The sequence below is a fragment of the Streptomyces sp. NPDC042201 genome, assembly GCF_055582185.1.
This window is the reverse complement of sequence record NZ_JBVJDS010000004.1, coordinates 672,326-695,948: the sequence shown is the minus strand read 5'-3', so window position 1 is coordinate 695,948 and position 23,623 is coordinate 672,326. Positions and strand designations below refer to the sequence as shown.

21 protein-coding genes are annotated in these 23,623 nt (G+C 71.9%); 3 read left to right on the top strand and 18 right to left on the bottom strand.

The genetic code is table 11. The features are described 5' to 3' along the window. Positions 1-6: 6 nt before the first annotated feature. From ACZ6MZ_RS13450 to ACZ6MZ_RS13425, 6 genes are all read right to left on the bottom strand, one after another. Positions 7-1,215 (bottom strand): LLM class flavin-dependent oxidoreductase, encoded by a 1,209-nt coding sequence (locus ACZ6MZ_RS13450; RefSeq protein ID WP_469351739.1) that lies wholly within the window; start codon positions 1,213-1,215, stop codon positions 7-9. A 136-nt stretch (positions 1,216-1,351) separates the two neighbouring features. Further along, complete coding sequence (locus ACZ6MZ_RS13445) at positions 1,352-1,459, bottom strand: putative leader peptide (protein WP_469351738.1); 108 nt, start codon at positions 1,457-1,459, stop codon at positions 1,352-1,354. A 79-nt stretch (positions 1,460-1,538) separates the two neighbouring features. Then, positions 1,539-2,315: a glutathione S-transferase C-terminal domain-containing protein gene (locus tag ACZ6MZ_RS13440; protein ID WP_469351736.1), complete on the bottom strand. Its 777-nt coding sequence runs from the start codon at positions 2,313-2,315 to the stop codon at positions 1,539-1,541. A 192-nt stretch (positions 2,316-2,507) separates the two neighbouring features. Next, entirely contained in the window at positions 2,508-2,645 is a 138-nt protein-coding gene (locus ACZ6MZ_RS13435) for a hypothetical protein (RefSeq protein ID WP_469351735.1), read from the bottom strand. 147 nt (positions 2,646-2,792) lie between these two features. Then, complete coding sequence (locus ACZ6MZ_RS13430; RefSeq protein ID WP_469351733.1) at positions 2,793-3,356, bottom strand: rhodanese-like domain-containing protein; 564 nt, start codon at positions 3,354-3,356, stop codon at positions 2,793-2,795. Positions 3,357-3,527: 171 nt separating this feature from the next. Further along, a complete protein-coding gene (locus tag ACZ6MZ_RS13425; protein WP_469351732.1) occupies positions 3,528-4,901 on the bottom strand; it encodes an FAD-dependent oxidoreductase in 1,374 nt (457 codons plus the stop codon). 136 nt (positions 4,902-5,037) lie between these two features. Here ACZ6MZ_RS13425 and ACZ6MZ_RS13420 point away from each other — a divergent pair, with 136 nt between their 5' ends. Then, positions 5,038-5,850, top strand: a complete 813-nt coding sequence (locus ACZ6MZ_RS13420; RefSeq protein WP_469351731.1) for a DUF6214 family protein — start codon at positions 5,038-5,040, stop codon at positions 5,848-5,850. Positions 5,851-5,885: 35 nt separating this feature from the next. Here the strand turns inward: ACZ6MZ_RS13420 and ACZ6MZ_RS13415 are convergent, their stop codons facing one another. Continuing rightward, positions 5,886-6,518: a DUF305 domain-containing protein gene (locus tag ACZ6MZ_RS13415; RefSeq protein WP_389790328.1), complete on the bottom strand. Its 633-nt coding sequence runs from the start codon at positions 6,516-6,518 to the stop codon at positions 5,886-5,888. Between the two features lie 203 nt (positions 6,519-6,721). On the opposite strand from ACZ6MZ_RS13415, the gene ACZ6MZ_RS13410 reads away from it, so the two are divergent. Then, complete coding sequence (locus ACZ6MZ_RS13410) at positions 6,722-8,218, top strand: LVIVD repeat-containing protein (RefSeq protein ID WP_384190860.1); 1,497 nt, start codon at positions 6,722-6,724, stop codon at positions 8,216-8,218. Here the strand turns inward: ACZ6MZ_RS13410 and ACZ6MZ_RS13405 are convergent. The 5 genes from ACZ6MZ_RS13405 to ACZ6MZ_RS13385 all read right to left on the bottom strand — a co-directional run bounded on the left by ACZ6MZ_RS13405 (position 8,194) and on the right by ACZ6MZ_RS13385 (position 12,158). Next, entirely contained in the window at positions 8,194-8,847 is a 654-nt protein-coding gene (locus ACZ6MZ_RS13405; RefSeq protein WP_389790329.1) for a TetR/AcrR family transcriptional regulator, read from the bottom strand. The genes ACZ6MZ_RS13410 and ACZ6MZ_RS13405 overlap by 25 nt on opposite strands. Positions 8,848-9,075: 228 nt before the next feature. Continuing rightward, positions 9,076-9,786 carry an HAD family hydrolase gene (locus tag ACZ6MZ_RS13400; protein WP_469351728.1) on the bottom strand — a complete coding sequence of 237 codons (711 nt, stop codon included), beginning with the start codon at positions 9,784-9,786 and terminating at the stop codon, positions 9,076-9,078. Between the two features lie 19 nt (positions 9,787-9,805). Next, a complete protein-coding gene (locus ACZ6MZ_RS13395; protein WP_389675524.1) occupies positions 9,806-10,501 on the bottom strand; it encodes a phosphatase PAP2 family protein in 696 nt (231 codons plus the stop codon). Positions 10,502-10,534: 33 nt separating this feature from the next. Continuing rightward, positions 10,535-11,470 carry a M56 family metallopeptidase gene (locus tag ACZ6MZ_RS13390; RefSeq protein ID WP_389790331.1) on the bottom strand — a complete coding sequence of 312 codons (936 nt, stop codon included), beginning with the start codon at positions 11,468-11,470 and terminating at the stop codon, positions 10,535-10,537. Between the two features lie 112 nt (positions 11,471-11,582). Then, the gene (locus tag ACZ6MZ_RS13385; RefSeq protein ID WP_469351726.1) at positions 11,583-12,158 is read right to left on the bottom strand and encodes a DUF5134 domain-containing protein; all 576 of its coding nucleotides are present in this window, start codon (positions 12,156-12,158) and stop codon (positions 11,583-11,585) included. Between the two features lie 371 nt (positions 12,159-12,529). Here ACZ6MZ_RS13385 and ACZ6MZ_RS13380 point away from each other — a divergent pair, with 371 nt between their 5' ends. Beyond that, a complete protein-coding gene (locus ACZ6MZ_RS13380) occupies positions 12,530-13,798 on the top strand; it encodes a glycoside hydrolase family 99 protein (RefSeq protein ID WP_389790334.1) in 1,269 nt (422 codons plus the stop codon). 114 nt (positions 13,799-13,912) lie between these two features. Here ACZ6MZ_RS13380 and ACZ6MZ_RS13375 read toward each other — a convergent pair whose 3' ends face one another. The 6 genes from ACZ6MZ_RS13375 to ACZ6MZ_RS13350 form a co-directional block, all read right to left on the bottom strand. After that, complete coding sequence (locus ACZ6MZ_RS13375) at positions 13,913-16,195, bottom strand: ROK family protein (protein WP_469351724.1); 2,283 nt, start codon at positions 16,193-16,195, stop codon at positions 13,913-13,915. Next, positions 16,188-19,415, bottom strand: coding sequence for an alpha-mannosidase (locus ACZ6MZ_RS13370; protein WP_469351721.1), 3,228 nt, complete (start codon positions 19,413-19,415; stop codon positions 16,188-16,190). Before ACZ6MZ_RS13370 ends, ACZ6MZ_RS13375 begins: the two co-directional genes overlap by 8 nt. Positions 19,416-19,670: 255 nt before the next feature. Continuing rightward, positions 19,671-20,750, bottom strand: a complete 1,080-nt coding sequence (locus ACZ6MZ_RS13365) for a Gfo/Idh/MocA family protein (protein ID WP_469351719.1) — start codon at positions 20,748-20,750, stop codon at positions 19,671-19,673. Then, a complete protein-coding gene (locus ACZ6MZ_RS13360) occupies positions 20,735-21,334 on the bottom strand; it encodes a ThuA domain-containing protein (protein ID WP_469351717.1) in 600 nt (199 codons plus the stop codon). Before ACZ6MZ_RS13360 ends, ACZ6MZ_RS13365 begins: the two co-directional genes overlap by 16 nt. 56 nt (positions 21,335-21,390) lie before the next feature. Beyond that, entirely contained in the window at positions 21,391-22,677 is a 1,287-nt protein-coding gene (locus ACZ6MZ_RS13355) for an enolase C-terminal domain-like protein (RefSeq protein ID WP_469351715.1), read from the bottom strand. A 104-nt stretch (positions 22,678-22,781) separates the two neighbouring features. Then, complete coding sequence (locus tag ACZ6MZ_RS13350; RefSeq protein WP_469351713.1) at positions 22,782-23,567, bottom strand: IclR family transcriptional regulator; 786 nt, start codon at positions 23,565-23,567, stop codon at positions 22,782-22,784. Between the last annotated feature and the right edge of the window lie 56 nt (positions 23,568-23,623).

Here is a 23,623-nt window from a genome sequence, read left to right as displayed (position 1 = left end):
TCCGGCTCAGGCGGCGGCGTAGCGGTTGGCGGGGCGGGTCAGTCCGAGCAGTCCGCGCAGGGTGCTCGCCTCGTACGCGGTACGGAACGCGCCACGGCGCTGGAGCTCGGGCACGAGGTGGCGGGTGATCTGCTCCAGGTCGTACGGAAGGGCGGCGGGCCGCAGCCGGAAGCCGGTCAATCCGGCGTCCCGCAATTCCTCGAGCAGGTCCGCGAGTTGCCCGGGCGTCCCGGTGAAGACGCGGGCGTCGCTGCTGTACTCGGCGCCGGCGCGTTCGTCCAGGCGGGCCTTGCGGTCCGCAGCGGCGCCGGGGTCGGCGTCGAGGAAGACCACCAGGTCGCCGAAGACGTGCACGGTCTCGTCGGCGCGGCCGGCGGCGGCCTGCACCGCGCGGATCTCGGCCAGAACGGCCCGGGCATCATCGGCGCCGCCCGGGGTGACGAATCCGAGGTCGGCCGAGCGGGCGACCAGTTCGTACGGGACGGTCGCGTGCGCCAGCGCGGCGACGAGCGGCTGCCCCTGGGGCGGGCGCGGGGTGATCGAGGGGCCCTTCACATTGAAGTGCGCGCCTTCGAAGTCGATGTAGTGCAGCTTGTCGCGGTCGATGAAGCGGCCGGTGGCGACATCGCGGATCTCCGCGTCGTCCTCCCAGCTGTCCCAGAGCCGGCGCAGCACCTCGACGTAGTCGGCGGCTTCGTCGAACAGCTCCTTCACCCAGGGCTGTCCCGCAGCCGTGGCCAGGTCCTCGATGCGCAGGCCCGGCACCGTACGGCGGCCGAAGTGCGTGGCCTCGTCGGCGCGTCCGGACACCCTGACCTGGATTCCGGCCCGTCCGGTGCTCACGTAGTCGAGGGTGGCGATTGCCTTCGAGAGGTGGAAGGGCTCGGTGTGGGTGACCACGGCGGTCGGGATCACCCCGATGTTCCGGGTCAGCGGCGCCACCCGGGCGGCGATCAGTACCGCGTCCAGCCGGCCCCGTACCTGGTCGGTGCGCTCGTCCGGCTCGACGTAGCGGGAGGTCTGGAGGCTCAGCGAGTCATCGATGGTCACAAAGTCCAGCAGACCCCGCTCGGCCTCGGTGACCAGGCCGGTCCAGTACCGCGCGGTGAACAGTTCGCCGGGCCGGGCGTCCGGCTCCCGCCAGGCCGCGGGATGCCAGCCGGCGCCATCGAGGGCGACGGCCAGGTGGAGGGCTGCGTGTGATGCTCGGGGCATGGGTGCACTGCTTCCTGTGAGCATGCCGAAAGACGTCCGCGCCCGTGCTCAGTCGGGGTGGAGGCGTCCGCGAAAAGGGAAAAGGGCCAGGCGAAAGGGAGGGCCGGGCGAAGGGAGGGCCAGGTGCGGAAACGGCCTAAGCGGCCGGGTGTCGCGCGGCGACGGACTCGTACGCCGGACACAGGGCGGCGGCGACGCGCTGGAGATCGATGTGCCGCCGCGAGTACGTGACGGTGGTGACCATGGGCCGCTGAGGAGCTCCCCGCACTGCCGTCACCTCCATCCCTACCGGCTTACGCCGTCTCGGCCTCGCGCTTGCGGACTCAGCAAGCCAGGGCTTCACGCTGACACTCATGACCTGCCGGCACCGTAACCCGGCTTGGGGCTCCGACACAGTCCTTCTCGCGTGAACACAGATCCTGACCGCTCTGTTCCCGCTTTCCCTCCGAAGGCGGAAATTTGTGGAAGGCCGGATGGGCACCCAGCCGCCGTACGTACGACCCGAGGCGGTCACCAGCGGCGACGCGGCGTACGGCGTCGGCGTCCTCGGCGTCCAGGTGGACCAGGGCCACCCACAGATCCACGTCCGCGGCCGTCAGCGTCTCGCCCAGCACATAAGGGTGCGACGCCAGTTGACGTTCCAGGAGATCCAGCGCCGGGCCCTGGACGAGGCCCTCGCCGAGGAGTTCGCGTACGGCGTCGATGTCGGCGGCCAGGGAGGCGGGCCGCAGACGGGGCAGATCGGCGTTGTCCCGGTCGGTGAAGTGGCGGGCGAGGTCGTCGAGGATGTCGGGGGTGTGATTGCTGACGACCCGTCCGCTCCACCGGTCGCACAGCGCGGGCACGGTCAGCGGACCGGCGTAGTGGTGCCGGGTGGTCTCGTAGGCCGTACGCAGCGGAGCGAGCGCGTCGCGGCCGCCGGCCGGGAACGGCAGGAGCGTGGTGCCGACCGTCTCGCCGAGTCCGAGCAGGCCGAGGGTGATCGAGACGCGCAGCGAGCGCGGACAGCCGCGCGAGAGATACAGGTGGTAGCGGTGCGGCGCCGGGTAGAAACCACCGCCCGGATCGGCGCCGATCCGGGCGCGGAAGTGCGTGGACATGACGGCGTGGGGATCGTGAAGCGTTGCCGGAAGCGACGTGTGCGCAAAGATCTGGGGCATGGCTGTCTCCATGGGTGCGGTGGAGCCACGGTGACTTCTTCGGCGCCGGTGGCCGTGCGGGGAGGACGGCCCGGCGGCGCGCCGCGGCGCGCAACGCCCGGACCCAGGACTGCGATTGCGGACCGGTTCGGCTCAGCCGGTCGGAGCGCAGCCGCGCCGGAGCCGCAGCAGATCGATGTGACGGCGCTTGGTCAGCACATGCGGACGCGGCAGCGGCGCCTGCCGGAGGGGCCGACAGGCGCTCTCGCTCTTCTCGGATGTCGTGGGCATGCGCGCCGGTCCCGTCATCGGGCCTCGCCGGAGCGCGAGACCGCACGTGCCCCACCGCACCGGTGGGGACCTGGTCGACCGTCGCCCATCAGTGTGGGTGCGGCCCGGTGGACCGTCAAGAAGGCGACGGAGCGGCCTGACGCCGCGTCAGTCGACGAGGGCGGCGAGGGTGGCGTCGAGGTCGGTGGCGCGGGGCTGGTTGTGGGGGAGCTTGGCCAGGACGCGGGCCATGCCACACGTGTCGGTGAGGGCGGAGAAGACCAGGCCGCCGGCGACGCCCGCGGACAGCCAGCGGGCCGCGGACCGGCGCTGTCCGGCGATGAGTCCGGTCAGGACGAGGGCTCCGGCGGTGAGCCGGACCTGCCGTTCCATGGCCCAGGCCGTACGGGCGCCGGCGGGGCGGTGGATGTCGTGGCCGAGCCGGATCCAGTTGTCGGTGCCGCCGGTGAGGCCGGCGGCGGATATCCCGTGCTCGGCGAGGCGCCGGCAGGCTTGGGTGGAGCGGACGCCGGAGGCGCAGACGAGAAGGAGATCGCCGCGGCCGGCCGCGGTCTTTATGGCGTCGAGTGCCCGGTCGAGGTGGTCCAGGGGGATGTTGTGGGCGCCGGGCAGGTGACCGGAGGCGTATTCGCCGGGGGTGCGCACGTCGATGACGGTCAGCTCGGCAAGGCGGGCGTGAGCCTGCTCGGGGGCGAGGGCGGTGGTGGTCATGGGGGCCTTCCTGTAGGGGCGGTACTGGTCAGGCGAAAGTGTCAATCACTTGCTCCGGTGGGGTATTCCGTGCGTGGCGTCGAGCACGCCGCGCTGCCGGAGCGCGAGTGGCGCGAACTTGCCCCCGTTCTCGCCGCCCCCGGAGGATGCCCGAGTCGGCATCGGTGGGTCTCAGCGGTCCGACTCCAGCCTGCCGGGCCCGCGCAGCGCCGCCTCCAGCAGTCCCGGCCAGTCCGGGATCTTCACCGACCGCCGCCCCAGTGTCCGCCCGAGCGCCGACTCGGCCTCCTCGATCGCCAGCCAGCCCGGCCACTCCACCGGCCGCTGACCCGACTCCCGCAGCGCGGCGGCGGGATCCTCCGCCACCCGCCGTGCGGCCAGCGCCGGAGCATCGTCGAGAAGGGAGGCGACGGTCTCCTTCGCGCAGGGCCGATTGGTGCCGATCACCCCTGTGGGGCCGCGCTTGATCCAGCCCGCCACATATTCGCCGGGGGAGGGCACGCCGTTCCGCAGCACACGCCCCGCCGTGTGCGGGACCGTGCCCGTGGTCGCGTCGAACGGCAGCCCCGCCAGCGGTACGCCCCGGTAGCCGACCGCCCTCAGCACGAGCTGCGCCTCGATGTCCTCGTACGCGCCGGTGCCCCGCACCCCGCCCTCGCCGTCCGGCACGGTGCGCTCGAAACGCACCCCGGCCACCCGTCCGCCCGCTTCCAGGATCTCCACAGGCCGCAGGAAGAACCGCAGGTGGATCCGGCGTGCCCGGTGCTGCGGAGGCAGCGCCGCCCAGCCGCGTACGACCTCCAGATTGCGCCGGTTCGCCGCCGGCAGGGTCATCTCCGCCGTCCCCGTGTACGCCGGGTCCAGATCCAGGTCCGCCTGCTCCACCCTGATCTCCGCCGACGGGAGCGAGCCCAGCTCCCGCAGCTCCTTGGTGGTGAACTTCGCCTGCGAAGGACCCCGTCTGCCCACGATGTGCGTCTCGCGCAGGCCGCTGGCGGCCAGTGCCCCGAGGGCCGCGTGGGGCACATCGGTCGTGCGCAGTTCATCGGCGCCGCGCGCCAGGATGCGGGTCACATCGACGGCGACATTGCCCACGCCGATCACCACCGCCGACTCTCCGTCCAGCGCGAATCCCCTGGTCGCCGCGTCGGGGTGGGCGCTGTACCAGGAGACGAAGTCGGTGGCGGAGAAGCTGCCGGGCAGCTCCTCGCCGGGCACCCCGAGCGCTCGGTCCCTGGCGGCCCCGACGCAGTAGACGACGCCGTGATACAGCTCGAGCAGCCGCTCGGGCGTGAGCCCTCCCGTGCCCACCTCGACATGGCCGAGAAAGCCGACCCGCTCGTGCTCCAGCACCGCCCGCAGACTGCTCTGGAGCGATTTGATCTTCTCGTGGTCGGGCGCGACGCCGTAGCGCACCAGTCCGTACGGGCAGGGGAGCCGGTCCAGGATCTGCACCTGGACATCGGGCACACGGGTCTGCTGGACGAGGGCCTGGGCGGCGTACACGCCACTGGGGCCGGATCCGACGACGGCGATGCGCAGCACGGCGCACTCCTTCCCACCGGGATTCCAGCATCGCACCGGCGCGCCGGACCGGTGCGATGAGCCGACAGGGTGCCGTACGGAGTGAGCATGTGCGCGCCCCGACAATCGGGGCGAATCGGCTGATTAAGGTGCGAATGTGTCGGAACATAAATTGAATTCCGCCCAGGACCCGAATGAGCACGACGCGTACGAGTGGCCCATCTGGGAGGTGCAGGGGCACGGCACCGTCACCGGCTCCGGGGATCCCCGGGACGGCGCCGCCCGGCGCGAGGTCGTCCCGCCCTGGGTCGACATCCGGCTGACCTTCGCGGACGGCGCCCGGCTCGATGTGCTGGCGGTGGTACGCGACGGCCGCATCGCCATCGAGGGCGCGCAGGCCGATCCACCGCTGGCCCTGGACGGCTTCGCCGCCCTCGCCGAGGCGATCGAGGCACCGCTCGTGAACGCCTGCCAGGTGGTCGCCGGCCATCACCGGCCGCCCGCGCCGCAGCCCGCCGGTGAGCCCGCGGCGGTCGAGCCCGCCGCCAGTGAGGTCGCCCTCGGTGAGCCCGCTCTCGGTGAGCCGGCCGAGCGCGGACCGGACGCCATCGAGCCCGAGGCCGCCGAAGCAGCCATCGAAGCAGCCGTCGAACCCGCCGTCGTCGAAGCGGCCACCGTCGAACCGGCCGTCGTCCAGCCGGACGCGGCTGACGTGTCCGAGAGCGCTCCGCCCGCCGACCGCGGCGAGGAACGTGAGCCGACCGGCAGGCACCGCGGCCGCCCCGCCGTGCAGCGCGGCGGCGCCACCCGGCTGAGCGTCGCCGAGATCTACCGCGCCGCCCAGCAGGAGGGCCAGGATCCGGTGCTCGCGGTGATGTCCGCCACCGGGTTCAGCCGCCGCAAGTCGCTCAGGCTGATCGCCGGCGCCCGCGACGAGGGTCATCTGTCACCCCGTCACCACCGCCGCTGACCGCACGGCACACCGACCGCCGGCCGGCCCGTGCCTCACATCCCGCGCATCCGGCTCATCTCGACGGTCTGCTGGGCGATGACATCGGTCGCCATCTCCTCCACCTGCACGTTGTTGCCCTCCGACAGCGCTTCGGTGGCCATGGTGATCGCCCCCTGATGGTGAGTGATCATCAGCTTGAGGAAGAGCTCGTCGAAGGCATTGCCCTTCGCCGCCCGCAACTGCGCCAGTTGGGCCTTCGTGGCCATTCCGGGCATCGTGCCGTGGTCGTGCCCCGCCTGTTTCCGGGCGCCGCCGTGCTGGGTCAGCCAGCCCTCCATCGCGCCGATCTCGGGCTTCTGCGCGGCGGCGATCCGATCGGCGAGCCCCTTCACGGACGCCGACGCGGCCCGGTCCGGCACGAGCGCCGTCAGTTCCAGCGCCTGGCCGTGATGGACGATCATCATCTGCGCGTAGGTGAAATCCGCGGAGTTGGGGGTGTTGTCGGGGGCGGCCTTCACCGCCTCCTCGGGCGAGAGGGTCCGCGCGGGCTCACCCGGCGCGCCGGGTGCCACCACACCCCGGGCACCGTCGCCCTTGGCCTTCGCGGGGCTGTCGTCGCCCGAGTCGCAGGCTCCCAGGGCGAGTACGGCGACGGCGACCGCGGTCGCGACGGCGGACCTGCGCACGCGCGGGCTCCTGTGGCGGATCAACACAGCGACCTCCTGAGGTACATGACGGGGCAGAACACCGTCCTAACACGCTTCCGTGGACGAGTGATCAAAAACTTTCATTACGTCTCTGTTGCCATCTGTTGAGATGTACATGAGAGGGACGATACTGCCGAGGTCCGTGACCCGTTCAACTCTGAACGGATACAAGGGAGGACGCAGTGATCTCGTTGCACACCACCCGAGCGCGGCGCAGACGTCTGGGCGTGGCGGCAGCCGCGGCCGGGCTCTTCGCCACGCTGCTGACCGCTGGACCGGCGGCGGCCACCCCCGACCCCGGTGATGGCCCCGCCCAGCAGAAGATCTCCGCCGGCGTGGCCGCCGAAGCGAAGGCCGCCATCGAGAAGGGCGACATACCCGGTGTGGACGAGATCGTCCACAGCGACAACATCGAGCACCTGGTCAATGTCCCCAAGGACCTGATCAAGGGCACCAACTCGGACCTCACGTTCCAGGGGAAGTACGCCTTCTCCGGCAACTACGACGGCTTCCGGATCTTCGACATCAGCAACCCGAGGTCGCCGAAGACGGTCGCCCAGGTCCTGTGTCCCGGATCGCAGAACGACATCACCGTCTCCGGTGACCTGCTCTTCCTCTCCACGGACTCCTCCCGCAGTGACAACTCCTGCACGAGTGCCACGCAGCCCGCGACGGAGAAGTCCTCCTGGGAGGGCATGAAGATCTTCGACATCAGCGACAAGCGGAACCCCAAGTACGTCGCCGCTGTCGAGACCGCCTGTGGCTCGCACACGCACACGCTGGTGCCGGAGCGCAAGGACGTCTACATCTACGTCTCCTCGTACTCGCCCAGCGCGACCTTCCCGGACTGCCAGCCGCCGCACGACGGCATCTCCATCATCAAGGTGCCGCGCAAGGCCCCGCAGAACGCCGCGATCGTGAACTTCCCCGTGCTGTTCCCGGACGGCGGCAACCCGGGCGCGCCCACCAACCCGGGTGTCTCCGCGACCACCGGCTGCCACGACATCACCGTGCTGCCCTCGAAGGACCTGGCCGCCGGCGCCTGCATGGGTGACGGCATCCTCTTCGACATCAAGAACCCGGAACGCCCCAGGGTGATCGACCGGGTCCAGGACAATGTCAACTTCGCCTTCTGGCACTCGGCCACCTTCAACCAGGATGCCGACAAGGTCGTCTTCACCGATGAGCTGGGCGGCGGTGGCGCCGCCACCTGCAACGCCGAGATCGGCCCGAAGCGCGGCGCCGACGGCATCTACGACATCGTCGGCCGGGGCGACCACCGCAAGCTGGTCTTCCGCAGCTACTTCAAGATCCCCCGCTACCAGGCGGAGACCGAGGTCTGCGTCGCCCACAACGGCTCGCTGATTCCGGTCAAGGGCCGCGACATCATGGTCCAGGCCTGGTACCAGGGCGGCATCTCGGTGTGGGACTTCACCGACTCCTCGAAGCCGAAGGAGATCGCCTTCTTCGAGCGCGGTCCCATCTCCACCACCAGTGTCACGACCGCGGGGCCATGGTCGGCGTACTACTACAACGGCTACATCTACTCGAACGACATCGCCAAGGGCTTCGACGTGCTGAAGCTCGACGACCGCAGGACCGACCCGGCGAAGCGGGTGCGGCTGGATGAGCTCAACGTCCAGACGCAGCCCGACTACTTCGACCGCTTCGGCCACTGAAGGACGATGTCCTGACTCGTTCCGCCGGGCGGCTCCCCGTCCGGCGGAACGCCGAGCTCCCACTCCAGCCCGTAGCGCCTGAACAGCTCGGCGCGCAGCCGGGGCAGTGGCATCGGCGCCCCCGGCATCAGGACCGCGAAGACCGCGCCCATCAGCAGGGCGCGCAGCAGCGGATAGTCGCTGTCCGGGGCCTGTGAGCCGTACCGCACGACCGTCTCGCGCAGCAGCTGCGCGAGACGCTGCTGTTCCGGGCACTGCACAAAACCCTCGGCCTGCAGGATTCCGGCCATGTGCGTCCGCATCAGCACGGGGCTCTGCGCCGTCAGCCCGAGGATGGCGTCGATCGCCCGCGCCATCAGCTCCCGCCCGTCGTCCGTGGCCGGCTCGCGCTCCAGCGCGGCTTCCAGCGTGCGGTGCATCAGCCGGTGCACGGCGGACTGCAGCAGCTGGCGTTTCCCCGGGAAGTAGTACGACACGAGACCGCGCGCCGAACCGGCCCGGTCGGCGATGTCGGCGAGCGTCGTGGCCTCGTAACCGCGCTCGGCGACCAGCTCCACCGTCGCCTGCAGCAACCGCTCCCGGGAACGACGGCGGAGCTCTTCATTGACCGATGCGCTCCGCGGGGACATGCTTGACTCCTGCGTTGACTGGCTCTCAGCCAATATACTCAGAGCGTCCTGCTGCGCGCCCTCCGGGCCCGTGCGACGGGGCTGCCGCCTGCCTTGGGCGACGCGGGGGATCGCCCAAGGCAGGCGGCTTCGGCATGCCCGGACGGCGCGGGAGCGCCCGTTTCCGGGGTTCCGGCTGTCCGTTTCCGGGATTGAGGCGGGGGCCCGGCCGGGGCCCCCGCCCCAGGGTTACGGCAGCGGTCCCCGGCTCGCCAGGGCGACGACGGGCCGCAGTCCGGCCGGGCGCTCCTCCACCGGCAGATGGTCCACGAAATGCACCGAGCAGCCCAGCTCCGCCGCGCCGCCGTCCGCCCCCCGGTCGTCCCCGACCATCAGCACATCGTGGGGATCCTGTCCCAGCTCGTCGCAGGCCGCCTGGAAGAGCCGCGCGTCCGGCTTCTGGATGCCGTGCTCGTACGAGAGGACATACGCGTCCACCAACGAGTCCAGGCCGTGGGCGCGGAAGACGGGCCGCAGATCCCAGCCGATGTTGCTCACCACCGCGACGCCGAGCCCCCCGCGCCGCAGCGCGCCGAGCACCTCGGCGGCGTCGGCGTACGGACGCCAGGCGGCGGGCGTCATATGGCGCTCGTAGAGCGCGTCGTACAGGGCGGGGTCGGGCAGCGGCACCTGCCGGGCGAGCCCGGTGTACGCGGCGCGGTGCCGCGCGGCGCTCTCGTCGCGGGTGGCCCACAGCGCGGCCAGGTCCGGCGGCACCTGCTGCGGGGAGGGGCCGCCGGGCAGCGCACCCGCCACGGCCAGCCGCATCGCGTACCGCCGCACCTCGTCGGGCGGCACGGCGGCGCCCGCCTCGTCGAGCGTGGCTTGCAGCCAGGATCCCGCCGATTCGATACGGAAGAGGGTTCCGGAGAAGTCGAAGAGCACACCCTTGAACGTCATGCGTCCGATCCTCGCGGGGTCACCGCTCCCGGGACAAGGCCAGGCGGCCGTACGTGGCGATCGAGAGGGCGACCAGACAGCCGCCGAGCAGCCAGCCGCCCAGCACGTCCGTACCCCAGTGCACCCCCAGCCAGAGCCGGGTGAGGCCCACCCCGGCCACCGAGAGGACCGCGACGGCCAGCGCCGTACGCCACACCAGCGGGCCCGCGCCCTGGCGCCGCAGCAGCCACAGCAGCAGTCCGCAGGTCACCGTGGCCGTCATGGCGTGTCCGGACGGGAACGCGGCGAAGTGCGCGGAGTCGACCGGGTCGGGCCACTGCGGACGCTCCCGCCCCACCCCCGCCTTCAGCCCCTGGGAGAGGGCCGCGCCCACCGCACTCGTCGCCGAGACCCAGACGGCGAGCAGCCGGCCGCCCCGCAGATACACCGCGACCACGGCCGCCGCCGTCAGCAGGCGCATCGTCCAGGGATCCCAGGCCCAGTCGGTGAGGACCCGGTTGACCCAGGTGATTCCCGGCTCGGCCACCGCCCAGCGGTGCAGTCCCTCCGCGAGCGCGCGGTCCAGCCGGAGCAGCGGCCCCCACCGCGCCACGACGAGCGCCACCAGCACACCCGAGAGGGCGGCCAGCACGGCGGCCGTACGGGCCGGTGTGACCAGCGGGGGACGCGTCGGGGGAGTGGCCGGCGCGGCAGTGGGAATTGGCGGCGAGTACATGAGGTGATCCTTGCCGACGAAGTGCGCGTCAACCTATCCCAGGGCGCGGAGCGCCGGGACGAAAGCGACCAGCACCGGTACCACCGGCACCAGCGCGGCCGCCGCGGTCAGCCGCAGCCGGCGCCCCGCGGTGAGCCGCGGCACGGGCGCCAGCAGCCGGTTCACCCGCTGCGGCAGCTGCGCGTCCGGGGTGGTGCCGGGCCCGAACACCCCGCGGTCCTCGTTCAGTTCGACCAGCGCGAGCGCGATCGTCAGCCGGCCGAACCGCCGCGAGGCGACATCGTCGGCGGCCAGCTCCACCAGCCGGTGCATCTCGTCACGGAACGCCGCGAACACCGGCACCTGCGGAAAGCCGTACGCGAGCGCCGCTGAGCAGTGCAGCAGCCAGTCGTGCCTGGCGCGCGCGTGGCCCTGCTCATGGGCGAGTACGGCATCGAGCTGCCGGCCCTTCAGCCGGCGCAGCGCGGCGGTGGTGACGACCAGCTGCGGCGCGGCGCCCGGCAGCCACCAGGCGTCGGGCCGCTCGCCCTCCAGCACGACGAGACGATCGCCGCCGGGCTCCTCGCCGGGCAGCAGGGGAGAGCGTACGAGCAGGTCGCCGCGGCGCTGCCCGCGCCGCCTGCGTGCCTGGTGGATCTCCCGGGTGAGCATCGCCGCCGTCCAGAGGCCGCCGCACGCCAGGACCACGGCGAGCAGGGCCGACCACGGCCGGTTCGCGCCGAGGGCGTACGCCTCCACCACTCCGTTCGGGGCGGGCGCGAAGACATGGCCCCGTACAGCCTGCCAGGCGGCGGCCGCGCTGAAGGTCATGGAGAGCGCGAAACTCAGCAGCACGGCCGCCACGACGCACTGCCACACCCACAGCGCCACCACGGGCTCGCGCTCCGGCCAGTCGGCGCGCGACAGGAGCCGCGGGGCGACGACGGCGGCCAGTGCACCGAGCAGCAGCAGCGCCAGGGAGACCATCATGGTCACCAGAGTATGAGGGCGGCGCCGACCAGCGGTACGGACTTGCGGGTCAAGTGACCTACGACACGGTTTCGGCCCGGGTAAAGCGCCGACCCACGGCCGGGACGGGACGTCAGAGCGTGAGCAGCATCGCGAGCATGGCGATGCCCATGGACAGCCGGCAGGCCAGCGCCAGCTCGGGCCGGTCGCCCCAGCCGACCGTGGCCGTGCCGCCGCCCGCCGGCCCGGCCACGGCGGGCCGTGGCAGCAGGCCGGCGCCCGTCCGCAGCACATATCCGGCGTAGTAGACCAGCAGGACTCCCGTGACCAACGGGGCGCCGCCCGCCGTGTGCGCGCCGTGTGCCCCGCCGGGCGCGGCGGCCATCGCCCCGGCCATGTAGACCATCACGGCCATCCCCAGCAGGTGATGCGCGTGGTGCGCCCTGCCGAGGGCCGACGACCGGGTCGGGGCGAGAGCGTACAGCGCCGCACCCGCGAACACCGCTGCGTACACCAGCCAGACCCACCGGGGCGCCGGCAAGGCGGCCGCGGGCACCGCCATGGCCGCCATTCCGAACCCCATCAGTGCTTCGCCGCCCGCCGAACCGCGCTGTTCCTCGACGCTGCTGCGTAACCGGAGCAGACAGTAGCTCCCGGCGGCCACGCAGAGCGCGACGAGCAGCCAGCCGGCCATCGCCGGTCCGTGCACCGCGCACCTCCCCCGTCAACGGTGTCGGGAAGGTGATGCCCGGTGCCACCGAGGGGCATTCGAGCGCAGACGAGCGCAGAGGGACACAGGGGGAGCGCACCGGGGGGACACGGGCCGGATCCGGGGCGGCCCCGCGCTATTGCGCATTTCGCTGGAAACGGAAAGCGTAAAGAAAATGGACTGACACACCGAAGGAATTCTTGGCCGAATACCTGGCGTTCGCAGCCTTGTGGCGGACCGCACCGCCCGACTACTTTGCACAGACGTGCCCTTGGGAGCCGGGCGGACTGCCGCCGCCTGTAAATCCCCCCACTCTCCAGGGCTTTACGCATTTCCGGCAGATATCTGGCGGGAGGAAATCCTCCGTGAATATGTCCCGACGATCGGCCATCGCGTCCGCGCTGGCCGCATCGGCCGCGATCGGTGGCGTCAGCATCGCCCCCCAGGGTGCGACGGCAGCCGAACCGAGACGCCGTGCGAAAGCCGGACCCGCCGCGAGTCCCCCCGGGGACGTGGTCGGCAAAATCACCGTGGGCTACCAGGGCTGGTTCGCCTGCACCGGTGACGGCGCCCCCATCAATGGGTGGTGGCACTGGAGTCAGAACATGGGCCAGCCGCCCTCGCCGGGCAATACCACCATCAAGTCGTGGCCGGACATGCGTGAGTACACGCGGGGTTACCCCACCGCCTACGCGAACCTCAACGGTGGCCAGCCCGCGACGCTGTTCTCCTCGTGGGACCAGCAGACGGTCGACACCCACTTCCGCTGGATGCGGGAGAACAACTGCGACACCGCGGCGCTCCAGCGCTTCAACCCCTTCAGCCCCGAGGGCCCCACCCGGGACGCGATGGCGCAGAAGGTGCGCCAGGCCGCCGAGGCCAACGGCCGGAAGTTCTACATCATGTACGACGTCACCGGCTGGACGTCCATGCAGTCCCAGATCAAGGAGGACTGGACGGCGAAAATGAAGGCGCACACCGCGTCCGGCGCCTACGCCCGGCAGAACGGCAAGCCGGTGGTGTGCATCTGGGGCTTCGGATTCAACGACCCCGGCCGGCCGTTCGAGCCCGCGCCGTGCAAAGAGGTCGTCGACTGGTTCAAGTCCCAGGGGTGTTACGTCATCGGTGGAGTGCCCACCCACTGGCGGAACAGCACCGACGACTCACGGCCCGGTTTCTCGGACGTGTACCACTCCTTCAACATGATCTCGCCGTGGATGGTCGGGCGGATCTCCAGCGCCGCCCAGTCCGATCAGTTCTTCCGCGACATCAACACCCCGGACCAGGCCGACTGCGACGCACACGGCATCGACTACCAGCCCTGCGTGATGCCGGGTGATCTGCAGGAACGGCACCGCGCCCATGGCGACTTCATGTGGCGGCAGTTCTACAACATGGTCAGGGTCGGCGCCCAGGGCGTCTACATCTCCATGTTCGACGAGTTCAACGAGGGCAACCAGATCGCGAAGACCGCCGAGACCGGCGCGCAGGTGCCGGCAGGATCGGGCATCTGGGCGCTCGACGAGGACGGCACCTCCTGCTCGGCGGACTACTATCTGCGGCTGACCGGCGACGGCGGCCGGATGCTCAAGGGCCAGATCGGGCTGACGGCCACGCGGCCGACCCAGCCACGGGTCTGACAGCGGCCCCCAGCACGACGCACCGCACGCGGGCCGCCGGGACGACACACCCGGCGGCCCGTTCGGATCCGCCCGTACGGATCCGCTCGGGCCGTTTCGTACAGGCGGATCCGCTCACTCCGCCGGCAGATGCCGGGCCCGCCCCTCCCGCCCCCGCAGCCGCGGGGCGAACGTCGCGTGGAAGATGGTCGACGCGGCCCCCACCGCGGCCGCCTCCGCGCTCAGCACGGACGGTTCGACCTCGACCCGCCGCAGCCGTCTGGCCGTCGGGAACTCGTTGACCGTACGGGCGATCTCGTCCAGATAGAAGTCGGCGACGTCCTCGGTGAAGAACGGGCCGCCGAGCACGATCAGATCGATGTCCAGCAGATCGACCAGCCCCAGCGCCCCCCGCCCCACCGCCTGGGCGACCTCGCGCACGGCCGCGGCCGCCGCCGGATCGCCCGCCGCCGCGGCCTCACCCACCGCCAGATAGGCGGCGGTGCTCCCCGACGCGGTCGGTACGGGACGCATCCCGCCCCGTACCGCGAGACCGGGCACGGACACCGGCGGATTGCACTCGGGCATCATCTCCGGCCGGCCGTCCTTGTCCACGCGCCCCAGCGCGATGGCGCACAGCTGCCCGAACTCCCCGGCGTTGGCACTGATCCCGCGGTAGATGTCGCCATTGAGATAGAGCCCGGTGCCGACGCCCGTACCGAGATAGAGATACGCGAAGTCCCTCGCCCTGCGGTCCCGCCCGATCCACCGCTCCCCGGCGGCAGCGGCGGTGGAGTCCTTCTCCATGAGGACGGGACACGGGAAGTGGTCCTTGAGCAGATAGAGCAGCGGAAGATCGCCCCAGGCCGACATCAGCGGCGGTCCGAGCACCGTGCCCGACGCGATGTCCACCGGGCCGGGCACGGCGACACCGATACCGAGGAAGCCCTCCTCCCGTACCGCGCCGCGCGCCTCGGCGAGCGTCTCCCGGCCCAGCGCGGCCACCCGTTCCACGAATTCCGCGGGATCGATGTCGGCGGTGACGGGCCGGGTACGGGTGCAGACGATGGCCCCGTCCAGGTCGATGACGACCGCGGTCAGCACCTCCGGATCGATATGGATGCCGAGCGCGTGCGCGGCCGTACCGCACAGCCGTACCGGAGTACGGGGCTTGCCCGACGTGGCGCGGCGCTGAGCGTCCTCGATGAGGATGCCCCGGTCCAGCAGGGAGCGGGCGATCCGGGACACCGACTGCTGGGTGAGACCGGTGCGGTGCGCGATCTCGCCCCGGGTGATGGTGCCGGAGAGCCGTACCGTCTCGATGACCACACACTCGTTGAACGAGCCCAGATCGATCTGATTGACCCCGCTCCACGACTGGCTCTGTGCCGGGCTGTCCGCCGAGCGGCCGGCCCCCAGATGCCCGGCGACGTTCTCGCGCAGCCAGCGCACCGCGGTGCACGGGCTGTCGGCGCGCGCCGTCGCGTACCGCTCCAGCTCGGCGGCCAGATCGAGATAGACGCGGCGCGAGGACTCCGGATGGCTGGTGCTGTCGAGCGCGATCATGGCCCGCAGGAAGGTGCGCCAGGTGGACCGCGCCGGGATGTGATGGCGTGTCACCGGCCCATCGGGGGCGGCGGGCTGCCCGGACGTGCCGGTAGCGCCCGTCGCGTCCGTGGCGCCCGTGGTGGTGCCCGTCGCGTCCCAGAGCGTGATCGCGTGCAGCCCGAGGTCCGGGTGGCTGCGGCCCGCCACGGCCAGATAGTCGGCCAGCCCGCGCGCCGAGGTGCCGTCGTCGGTCACCCGCGCCGGCGCCGCCGTCAGCGCGGCCTCCAGCGCCCGGTCGAGTCCGGCGAGCACATCCGTACCGATCACCGTCCCGGCGGCGGCCGACGGAGCCGGCCCCTGCCGGGTTCCGGCGAGGAGCACGGCGCGCAGCGGGTCCACGTACAGACCCATCACCCACACATCGGCGCCGGGCAGCGGCGGTCTGGTCGGTACGGAAGGAGCCGGCGCCTCGTCCGGTGTCAGCCGCCAGCGCCGCCGGATCCCGGCGACCGTGGCGTGCGAGAGACCCAGTTCCCTGGCGACCGCGCGGGAGGCGCCGCTGCCGCCGGGCGCCAGCAGCGTACGGGTGACGACCTCCGCCTCGTCCACGGTGGCCGGCCTGCCGGTGCGGGGCCGATGTTCCAGACCGTCGATGCCCGCGCTCGTCCAGCGCTGCCGCCAGCTCCCGACGGTCTGCCGGGACACCCCCAGGCGGCGGGAGATCTCGGCGTCGCGGAGCCCGTCGGCGGCGAGCAGCACGACGCTCGCGCGCGTCGCGAGCGGGCCGCCGTCCTCGGCCCAGCGGCGCAGGACGGCCCGGTGCTCCGGGGGCAGAGAGCCCGGGCCGTCGTCAAGGCGGGCTTCAGGCACCGGAGCCTCCCGCTCGGTGCCCGCCCGGAGGGAGGTCCGCCGCCGGCGGCGCCCCGCGGACCAATCGCAGGGTGAGGATCTGGAACGGCCGCAGCGTCAGCGCGACCGAGCCGTCCTGGTGCGGATGGACGGCGAGCGTCTCCTCCAGGAGGTCCGTCTCGCACACCGCCGTGACCGGGAAGGCGGCGGTGAGCGCCGTGCGCGCCCGGCCGCCGCGCGACTCGTAGAGCCGTACGACCACATCGCCCGAGCGGTCGTCGGCGAGCTTCACCGCCTCCACGATCACATCGGGATGGTCCACGGAGAGCAGCGCGGGCACGGCGGGCCCCGCGGGCCCGGGGCGCAGCGGCAGATTGAGGGCGTACCCCTCCGCGACGGCGTCGCCGACACCGGCCCCCGGCCGCAGCGAGTGCCGGAAGCGCTGGGGCCCGCGATCGGCGTGCGGGTCCGGGCTGTGCGCCGATCGCAGCAGCGAGAGCCGCACGGTGGTGGTGGTCCCGGCGTCCTCGCGGGTGTGGCGCGACACGTCGTAGCCGTACGTGGAGTCACCGGCCAGGGCCACGCCCCAGCCGTGCTCGCCGACATGGATCCAGCGGTGCGCCCAGATCTCGAAACGGGCCGCGTCCCAGCTGGTGTTCTCGTGCGTGGGGCGCTCGACATGTCCGAACTGGATCTCGCCCCGGCTGTGTTCGGCGTGCACGTCCAGCGGCCAGGCGGCCTTGAGGATGGTGTCCTGTTCGCGCCAGTCGACGGCGGTGTCGATGGTCAGGGCGCGGCTCCCGGCGGTCAGGGACAGTTCCTGCTCGATCGTGGACCGGCCGGTGCTCCGTACCACCCGTACGGACGCCAGCAGAGGTCCGCTCTCGGCCACTTCGACGCGGTGCGCCCGGTCGAGGTCGCGACAGGTGGCGCGGTACTGGGCGTCCAGATTCCGGGCGCTCCAGCGCGCCGGGTCGTCGCGGTGCAGCTGGAGCAGATTGCCCGCGGCGCCCGGCGCGATGGCCTCCCGGCCGGTGATCAGGTCCAGCGCGGAGCGTACGAGCCCGTCGGCGTCGATCAGGATCCGCAGCAGCCCGTTGTCCAGCAGATGCCCTCCGCCGGCCGCGGCGCCGAGGGTCACCGGCGCGACCCCGGCCGGCTCGCGCCCTGCCGGACCCCGGCCGAGTGCGGGAGCCTCGGCCAGCACGGCGGTCCGCCCGTCGGAGAGCGGCTGGCCGCCGGCCACCGGACCGGCCCCGTCGAGCACGACCACCTCGCGGCGCGGCAGGGGACCGGCGTTGTAGACGGACACGCCGGTGGCGGAGCCGGACTCCGGCGCCCCGACCGCGCGCCGGATCAGATGATCGAGACGGCGGTGGATCTCGCGGTACGTCTGCTCGGCCTCCTGGTGCGCCCAGGCGATCGAGGCGCCCGGCAGGATGTCGTGGGACTGGTGCAGCAGGACCTTCTTCCACAGCGTTTCGAGCTCGTCGTACGGATAGGGGACGCCGTCCCGCACCGCGGCGGTCGTCGACCACAACTCGGCCTCGCGCAGCAGCGATTCGCTGCGGCGGTTGCCGCGCTTGGTGCGCGCCTGGCTGGTGTACGTACCGCGGTGGCTCTCCGGATACAGCTCGCCGCGCCACACCGGCGCGTCCGGATATTCGTCGAGGGCGTCCCGGAAGAAGTGCGCGGGATGCTGGATCCGGACCCGTGGGGAGCCTTCGAGATCGGCCAGCCGCCGGGCGCGCTCCAGCATCTCGCGGGTGGGTCCGCCGCCCTCGGCGTGGCCGAAGGGCATCAGCGAGCGGGTGCCGCCGCCCTTGTCCGCGTACGTCGCGACCGCCTCGGACAGTTCGCCGCCGGTCAGGGCGGAGCCGCCGGTGCCAGCAGTGTCGGCCGTGCCGGCGGGCGGGAAGTGGCTGAACATACGGGTGCCGTCGATGCCCTCCCACCAGAAGGTGTGATGCGGCATGGCGTTGGTGTCGTTCCGCGCGAACGTCTGGGCGAGGAACCAGTGGGCCCCGGCGAGCGCGGCCAACTGCGGGAAGGCGCCGCTCATTCCGGAAGAGCCGGGCAGCCAGACGCCGTCCGTGTCGGTGCCCAGCTCCTCGCGGAAGAAGCGCCGGCCGTACACGAACTGCCTGGCCAGCGCCTCGCCCCCGGGCAGATTGCCGTCGGGCTCCACCCACATGCCGCCGACCGGCGCCCAGTTGCCGTCGGCGACGGCCTTGCGCACCCGCTCGAAGACATGCGGATGGTGGTCCTTCATCCAGGCGTACTGCTGGGCGGAGGAGGCGGCGAAGGTCAGCTCCGGATACTCCTCGGCCAGCGCGGTGATGGTGCTGAAAGTGCGGGCGGCCTTCCGTACGGTCTCCCGCATCGGCCAGAGCCGGGCGGAGTCCGGATGCGCGTGGCCGACGGCCGCGACGGTGTGCGCGGACTCGTGCGCGCGGCGGGCCAGCAGGGGGGAGAGGATCTCGCGGGCCCGCGCGGCGGTCCCGGCGACATCGCGCAGGTCGACGGAGTCGATGGCCTGTTCCAGAGCGCGCAGGATCTCGTACCGGCGCGGCTGTTCCACCGGGAGCGCGTGCATGAGTCCGGCCAGCACATCCATGTCGTGGATGAGCTGCCAGATGTCCTCGTCGCGGACCGCGAGATCGGCGCGGAGCAGCCGGTAGAGCGGCGCGTCGCCGACGGTGACCGGGTCGCCGTAGTGGGTGCCGGTGCCGGAGCGCGCGTCGATCGACGGGTTGGCGGCGGCCTCGATGAGCAGCAGGACCGGCTCACCGCCGCTCGCCGGGGCCGCGACGGTCACGGACCGGTGGTGCGGGTGCAGCCCTTGCAGGGGAGTGCCGTGCGCGTCGTGGACGAGTCCCTCGGCGTGGCCGCCGGAGCCGCTGCGCCGGCCGGGGCCCGGCTCGAAGCCGCCCTCCGGACCGAAGCCGCCCTCCGGACCGAAGCCGAGGTCGAAGACCGCCTCCACCCGCTTGCCGGCCCACCGCTCCGGGACGGCGGCGCGGACCTGGAACCACGTGGTGGACCAGGGGCGGCCCCAGGCATCGCCCACCACGAACGGCGTGTAGTCGGCGCGCAGGGCCACCGCGACGGGGACCGGCTCACCCGGGATGTGCCAGGCACCGACCTCCAGGGGAAGCCGCCCGGTATACAGCGCGGGACGCAAACGGGCGGCGAGGAAATGGGCTATCCGCGCCTCTCCTGACTTCCTGCGGTCATGCATGGGCGGCCCTTCCTGTCCAGCCAGTAACCGCCATGTAAAACCAAGAGTGTTATCAAGTCAACGTCTTTCGCAATTCCTCCTTCTTCCTGGTGGTGAAGGCAGGATGAGGAATTGTCAGGGCAATAAATTTCCGAAAAGTGAAGCGGCCGGAAAGTAAGTGAATTGACGCGAAGGGCGTACGACGACGGCAGGGACACCGCCGCGTCCCTGCCGTCCGGCCGGAAATCTCCCTGCTGACCTGCTGCGAAGACCCTGCTAAATGTTCACCGGCGCCGGCCGGGTACAACTGCTCGCGACCGGGAGCGAGGCGCCCTCCCCGGCCGAGTCGAGCAGCGTCAACATGATGTCGAGGACATGGCGCGCCAGGTCCGCCGAGGTCCGGTGCGGACGGCCGGCGGCGAGCGCCTGCGCCAGATCGGCGAGTCCCGTGCCGCGCCCCGCCCCGATATATCCGGCCGACACCGGAAGGGCCTCCCACTCCGCGCCGGCCCGGTGCAGTGCGACCCGGCCGTCGAAGCCGTTGGGGTCGGGGACCGAGAGGGATCCGCCGGTGCCGTGCACCTCGATGCGCGGCAGCCGGGCGGCATGGATGTCGAAGCTCATCACCAGTGTGGTGAGCGCGCCGCTCGCGTGCCGCAGGATGCCGGTGACATGGGTGTCCACCTCGACCGCGAACCGCTCACCGGCCCGTGGCCCGCTGCCGATCTTCCGCTCGGCGCGGGGCCGGGAGGCCGCGCCGGTGACCGTGACGACCGGCCCCAGCAGATGGACGAGCGCCGAGAGGTAGTAGGGGCCCATGTCGAGCAGCGGCCCGCCGCCCGGCCGGTAGTAGAACTCCGGGTCCGGGTGCCACCGTTCGTGTCCCGCCGTGGTCATGAAGGCCGTCGCGGCGACGGGGGTACCGATCAGCCCGTCGTCGACCGCCTTGCGCGCCGTCTGGATGCCGGTGCCGAGGACGGTGTCGGGCGCGCAGCCGATCCGCAGCCCGGCCGCCTCGGCCGAGGCCAGCAGCGTGTCCGCCTCCTCGCGGGTGGCGGTGAGCGGCTTCTCCCCGTAGACGTGTTTGCCCGCGGCGAGCGCCGCCCGGGCCACCTCGGCGTGGACCGCCGGGATCGTCAGATTCAGTACGGCGTCGACGTCGGGGCGGACCACCAGATCGGCCACCGAGCCGGCCACCGCCACCCCCGGCGCCCGGGCGGCGACAGCCTTGGCGCGGCTCGGGTCGAGATCCGTAACGGCCGTGAGCGTGACGTTCTCCAGCCGCTCCAGCGTGTCCAGATAGGCGCCGCTGATCTTGCCCGCGCCGACCATCCCGATCCTCAGCGGCTCGCCCACAGCAGGCCCCTCTCGGTGAGCGTTCGGACCTCGGGCACATCGAAGTCGTCCGGCTTGTGGCCGATGGCGGAGACGAAGACCCGCCCGGCTCCCCAGCTCCTGGTCCATACGGCGGGCATGGTGACCGGCCGCGACCGGTCCTCGTCCGCCTCGAACTCCGTCACCGCGAGGACATCGATCAGCGGGTCCGTGGCCATCCAGTACTTCTCCGTATGGACGCGGAAGTCGGTGAGACCGGCGATCACCGGATGGTCCGCGCGCTCCTTGACCAGCGTGACCCCGTGGTCGGAGAAACCGGGCGGGTGCATGAGGAACTGGCCGCCGGTGAGCAGCTGGTAGCCGACGTCGCCGCGGAAGGAGTCCACGATCCCGCCGTGCCAGCCGGCCAGCCCGGTGCCGGCCCGGACGGCCGTGGCGAGCCCCGTGCTCTGCTCCTTGGTGATCTCGCCCATGCTCCAGCACTGGACCACCAGATCGGTGGCGGCGAGCAGGGCGGCGTCGGTGTAGACGTCCAGCGTGCCGGAGATCCGGATGTCGTACCCCTGCTCACGCAGGAAGGGCAGGAAGAGATCCGTGATCGTCACGGGCTGGTGTCCCTCCCACCCGCCACGGACGACAAGAGCCCTTCGGGCATCGGAGGTCACGGTCGTTGCACACTCCCATCGGTGTTGCGCAGCAGGGCCCAGCGGTCGTGCTCCAGCGGCTCGGGCACGGGGTGGCGACGGGCGGCGGCTTCGTCGAAGTCGACACCGTGGCCGGGTGTCTCATGGGGGGCGAGGCCCCCGTCGCGGGCCGTGATCGTGCCGGGGAACACCTCGGCGACCGGGGACGCGAAGACCGCCGCCTCCTGGACGCCGAAGGCGTGGCTGCTGATGTCCAGGGCGAGGGTGGCGGCCTGGGCGACGGGGCTGACGTCGGCGGGCCCGTGCGGGGCGAGCCGTACGCCGCGCAGCTCGCAGAAGGCCGCCAGCTTGCGGGCCGGGGTGAGACCGCCCAGGGTCGGGATCCTGATCCGGGCGAAGTCGATGGCGGGTCCTTCGAGCAGCGGCAGGAACTGGCCCACATCGCTGAAGAGTTCGCCGACGGCGAGCGGGACGGAGGAGCCCGCGCGCAGCGCCGCGAAGTGCGACGCGTCCTCCGGGGCGAGCAGATCCTCCACGAAGTACAACCCGGCTCCCTCCACCCGGCGCAGGAAGTCGCGTGCCTGGCGCGGGTCGAGCCGCTCGTGCACATCGTGCAGCAGCTCCACCTCGTCGCCGGCACGTTCCCGTACCTCGGTGAGGATGCCCGGAACCGTCCGTACATACGCGGCGGAGTCCCACGGCACCGACCGGCCCCGCAGCGCGCGGGCGTCGGCCGCGCCCGCCGCCTTCGTGCCGTACGTGTCGGAGCCGGGGACCGCCGCCTGGATCCGGACATGCCGGTAGCCGCGCTCCCTGGCGGCGGCCACCTTGTCCGCGATCTCCGCCGCGTCGGCCCCGTCGACATGGGTGTATGCGTCGGCGCGGGTACGGACCCGTCCGCCGAACAGGGAGTACAGCGGGGCGCCGAGCCGCTTGGCCTTCAGGTCCCACAGCGCGACGTCGATGCCGCCCAGGGCGTTCCCGGTGAGGGAACCGCCCCGCCAGTAGGCGCTGTTGAGCAGCAGCCGGTGGATGTCCTCGATGTCGTCGGGATCGCGTCCCACGAGCAGCGGCGCCAGATAGTCGTCGAGTACGGATCGCACGGCGAGGGTGCGCTGCGGATCGCTCGCACACCCCAGGCCGTACAGCCCCGGTTCATTGGTCTCGACCCGGACGATGAGATGGGGACAGCCGTGCGGGGCTGTCAGGAACGTGCGTACGGCCGTGATGCGGATCGTGGCGCCGCGTTCCTCGACCCAGGGGGCGGGGGCGAGGACCTCGGAGCGGGCATCAGGCTGAGCCATGCGAACTCCAGCGTACAGATAGCAGAATGGTGTACTGCTATCCGAACGTAGGGAAGGGCGGTTTGATTTGTCAATGACTCTACCAAATAAGGGCGCGAACGGGCTCAGTGCTGACCGAGCCGTTTGAGGAGAGTCCGCAGCGAGTGGGCGGCCTCCGTGACCGCCCCTGCGACCTCCTGCGCGCGGGCGTCGTCCATCCGGCTCTTGGGCGCCGAGCAGCTGATCGCGTCGCCGCCGCCATGGCCGGTGCCGAGCGCCACGGCGACGCACCGGATGTCCGGCGAGTTCTCCCCGTCGTCCATCGCCCAGCCGCGCAGCCGCGCCTCCGACAACTGGCTCAGCAGCTCGTCCGGGTCGGTGACGGTGTCGGGTGTGAGCCGCTCCAGCGGCCAGTTGAGCCGCATCCGCACCTCAGCCGCGTCGTACTGCGAGAGCATCGCCTTGCCCAGCGCGGTGGCGTGCGCGGGGAGCCGGCGGCCGACCGCCGAGTACATCCGCAGGGCGTGCCGCGACTCGCGTTTGGCCAGGTAGACGACGTCCGTTCCGTCGAGCCTGCCCAGATGGACCGACTCGCCCGTCTCCTCGGCGAGGGCGTCGAGCACCGGCCCCGCGAGGCTCGCGACATCGTCGCCCTCCAGATAGGCCGTACCCGTCAACAGGGCTTTGAGGCCGAGGCTGTAGCGGGTGCCCGACGGATCGAGATCCACCCAGCGGCGCGCCTCCATCGTGCGGAGGATCGCGTGCAGGCTGCTCTTGGGCACGGCCATCGCGCCGGCCATCTCGGCGAGCGAGAGCCGGGCGCCCTCCGCGCCGAGCAGCTCGAGTACTTCCAGCACCCGAGCGGCGGACTTGACCTCTTCGGGCCTGCGCCCGCGCGCTGCTGCTGCCACCGATTCCACGGAACCTCCGCTTCCCGCACCGGCGCCCCTCGGCGATCCGGTCAGCA

Excerpts from the sequence above, each read along its gene's own strand:
- ACZ6MZ_RS13450 (WP_469351739.1), bottom strand. The coding sequence starts at position 1,215 with ATGCCCCGAGCATCACACGCAGCCCTCCACCTGGCCGTCGCCCTCGAT.
- ACZ6MZ_RS13445 (WP_469351738.1), bottom strand. The coding sequence starts at position 1,459 with ATGGTCACCACCGTCACGTACTCGCGGCGGCACATCGATCTCCAGCGC.
- ACZ6MZ_RS13440 (WP_469351736.1), bottom strand. The coding sequence starts at position 2,315 with ATGTCCACGCACTTCCGCGCCCGGATCGGCGCCGATCCGGGCGGTGGT.
- ACZ6MZ_RS13435 (WP_469351735.1), bottom strand. The coding sequence starts at position 2,645 with ATGCCCACGACATCCGAGAAGAGCGAGAGCGCCTGTCGGCCCCTCCGG.
- ACZ6MZ_RS13430 (WP_469351733.1), bottom strand. The coding sequence starts at position 3,356 with ATGACCACCACCGCCCTCGCCCCCGAGCAGGCTCACGCCCGCCTTGCC.
- ACZ6MZ_RS13405 (WP_389790329.1), bottom strand. The coding sequence starts at position 8,847 with ATGTCCCCGCGGAGCGCATCGGTCAATGAAGAGCTCCGCCGTCGTTCC.
- ACZ6MZ_RS13400 (WP_469351728.1), bottom strand. The coding sequence starts at position 9,786 with ATGACGTTCAAGGGTGTGCTCTTCGACTTCTCCGGAACCCTCTTCCGT.
- ACZ6MZ_RS13395 (WP_389675524.1), bottom strand. The coding sequence starts at position 10,501 with ATGTACTCGCCGCCAATTCCCACTGCCGCGCCGGCCACTCCCCCGACG.
- ACZ6MZ_RS13390 (WP_389790331.1), bottom strand. The coding sequence starts at position 11,470 with ATGATGGTCTCCCTGGCGCTGCTGCTGCTCGGTGCACTGGCCGCCGTC.
- ACZ6MZ_RS13380 (WP_389790334.1), top strand. The coding sequence starts at position 12,530 with ATGTCCCGACGATCGGCCATCGCGTCCGCGCTGGCCGCATCGGCCGCG.
- ACZ6MZ_RS13370 (WP_469351721.1), bottom strand. The coding sequence starts at position 19,415 with ATGCATGACCGCAGGAAGTCAGGAGAGGCGCGGATAGCCCATTTCCTC.
- ACZ6MZ_RS13355 (WP_469351715.1), bottom strand. The coding sequence starts at position 22,677 with ATGGCTCAGCCTGATGCCCGCTCCGAGGTCCTCGCCCCCGCCCCCTGG.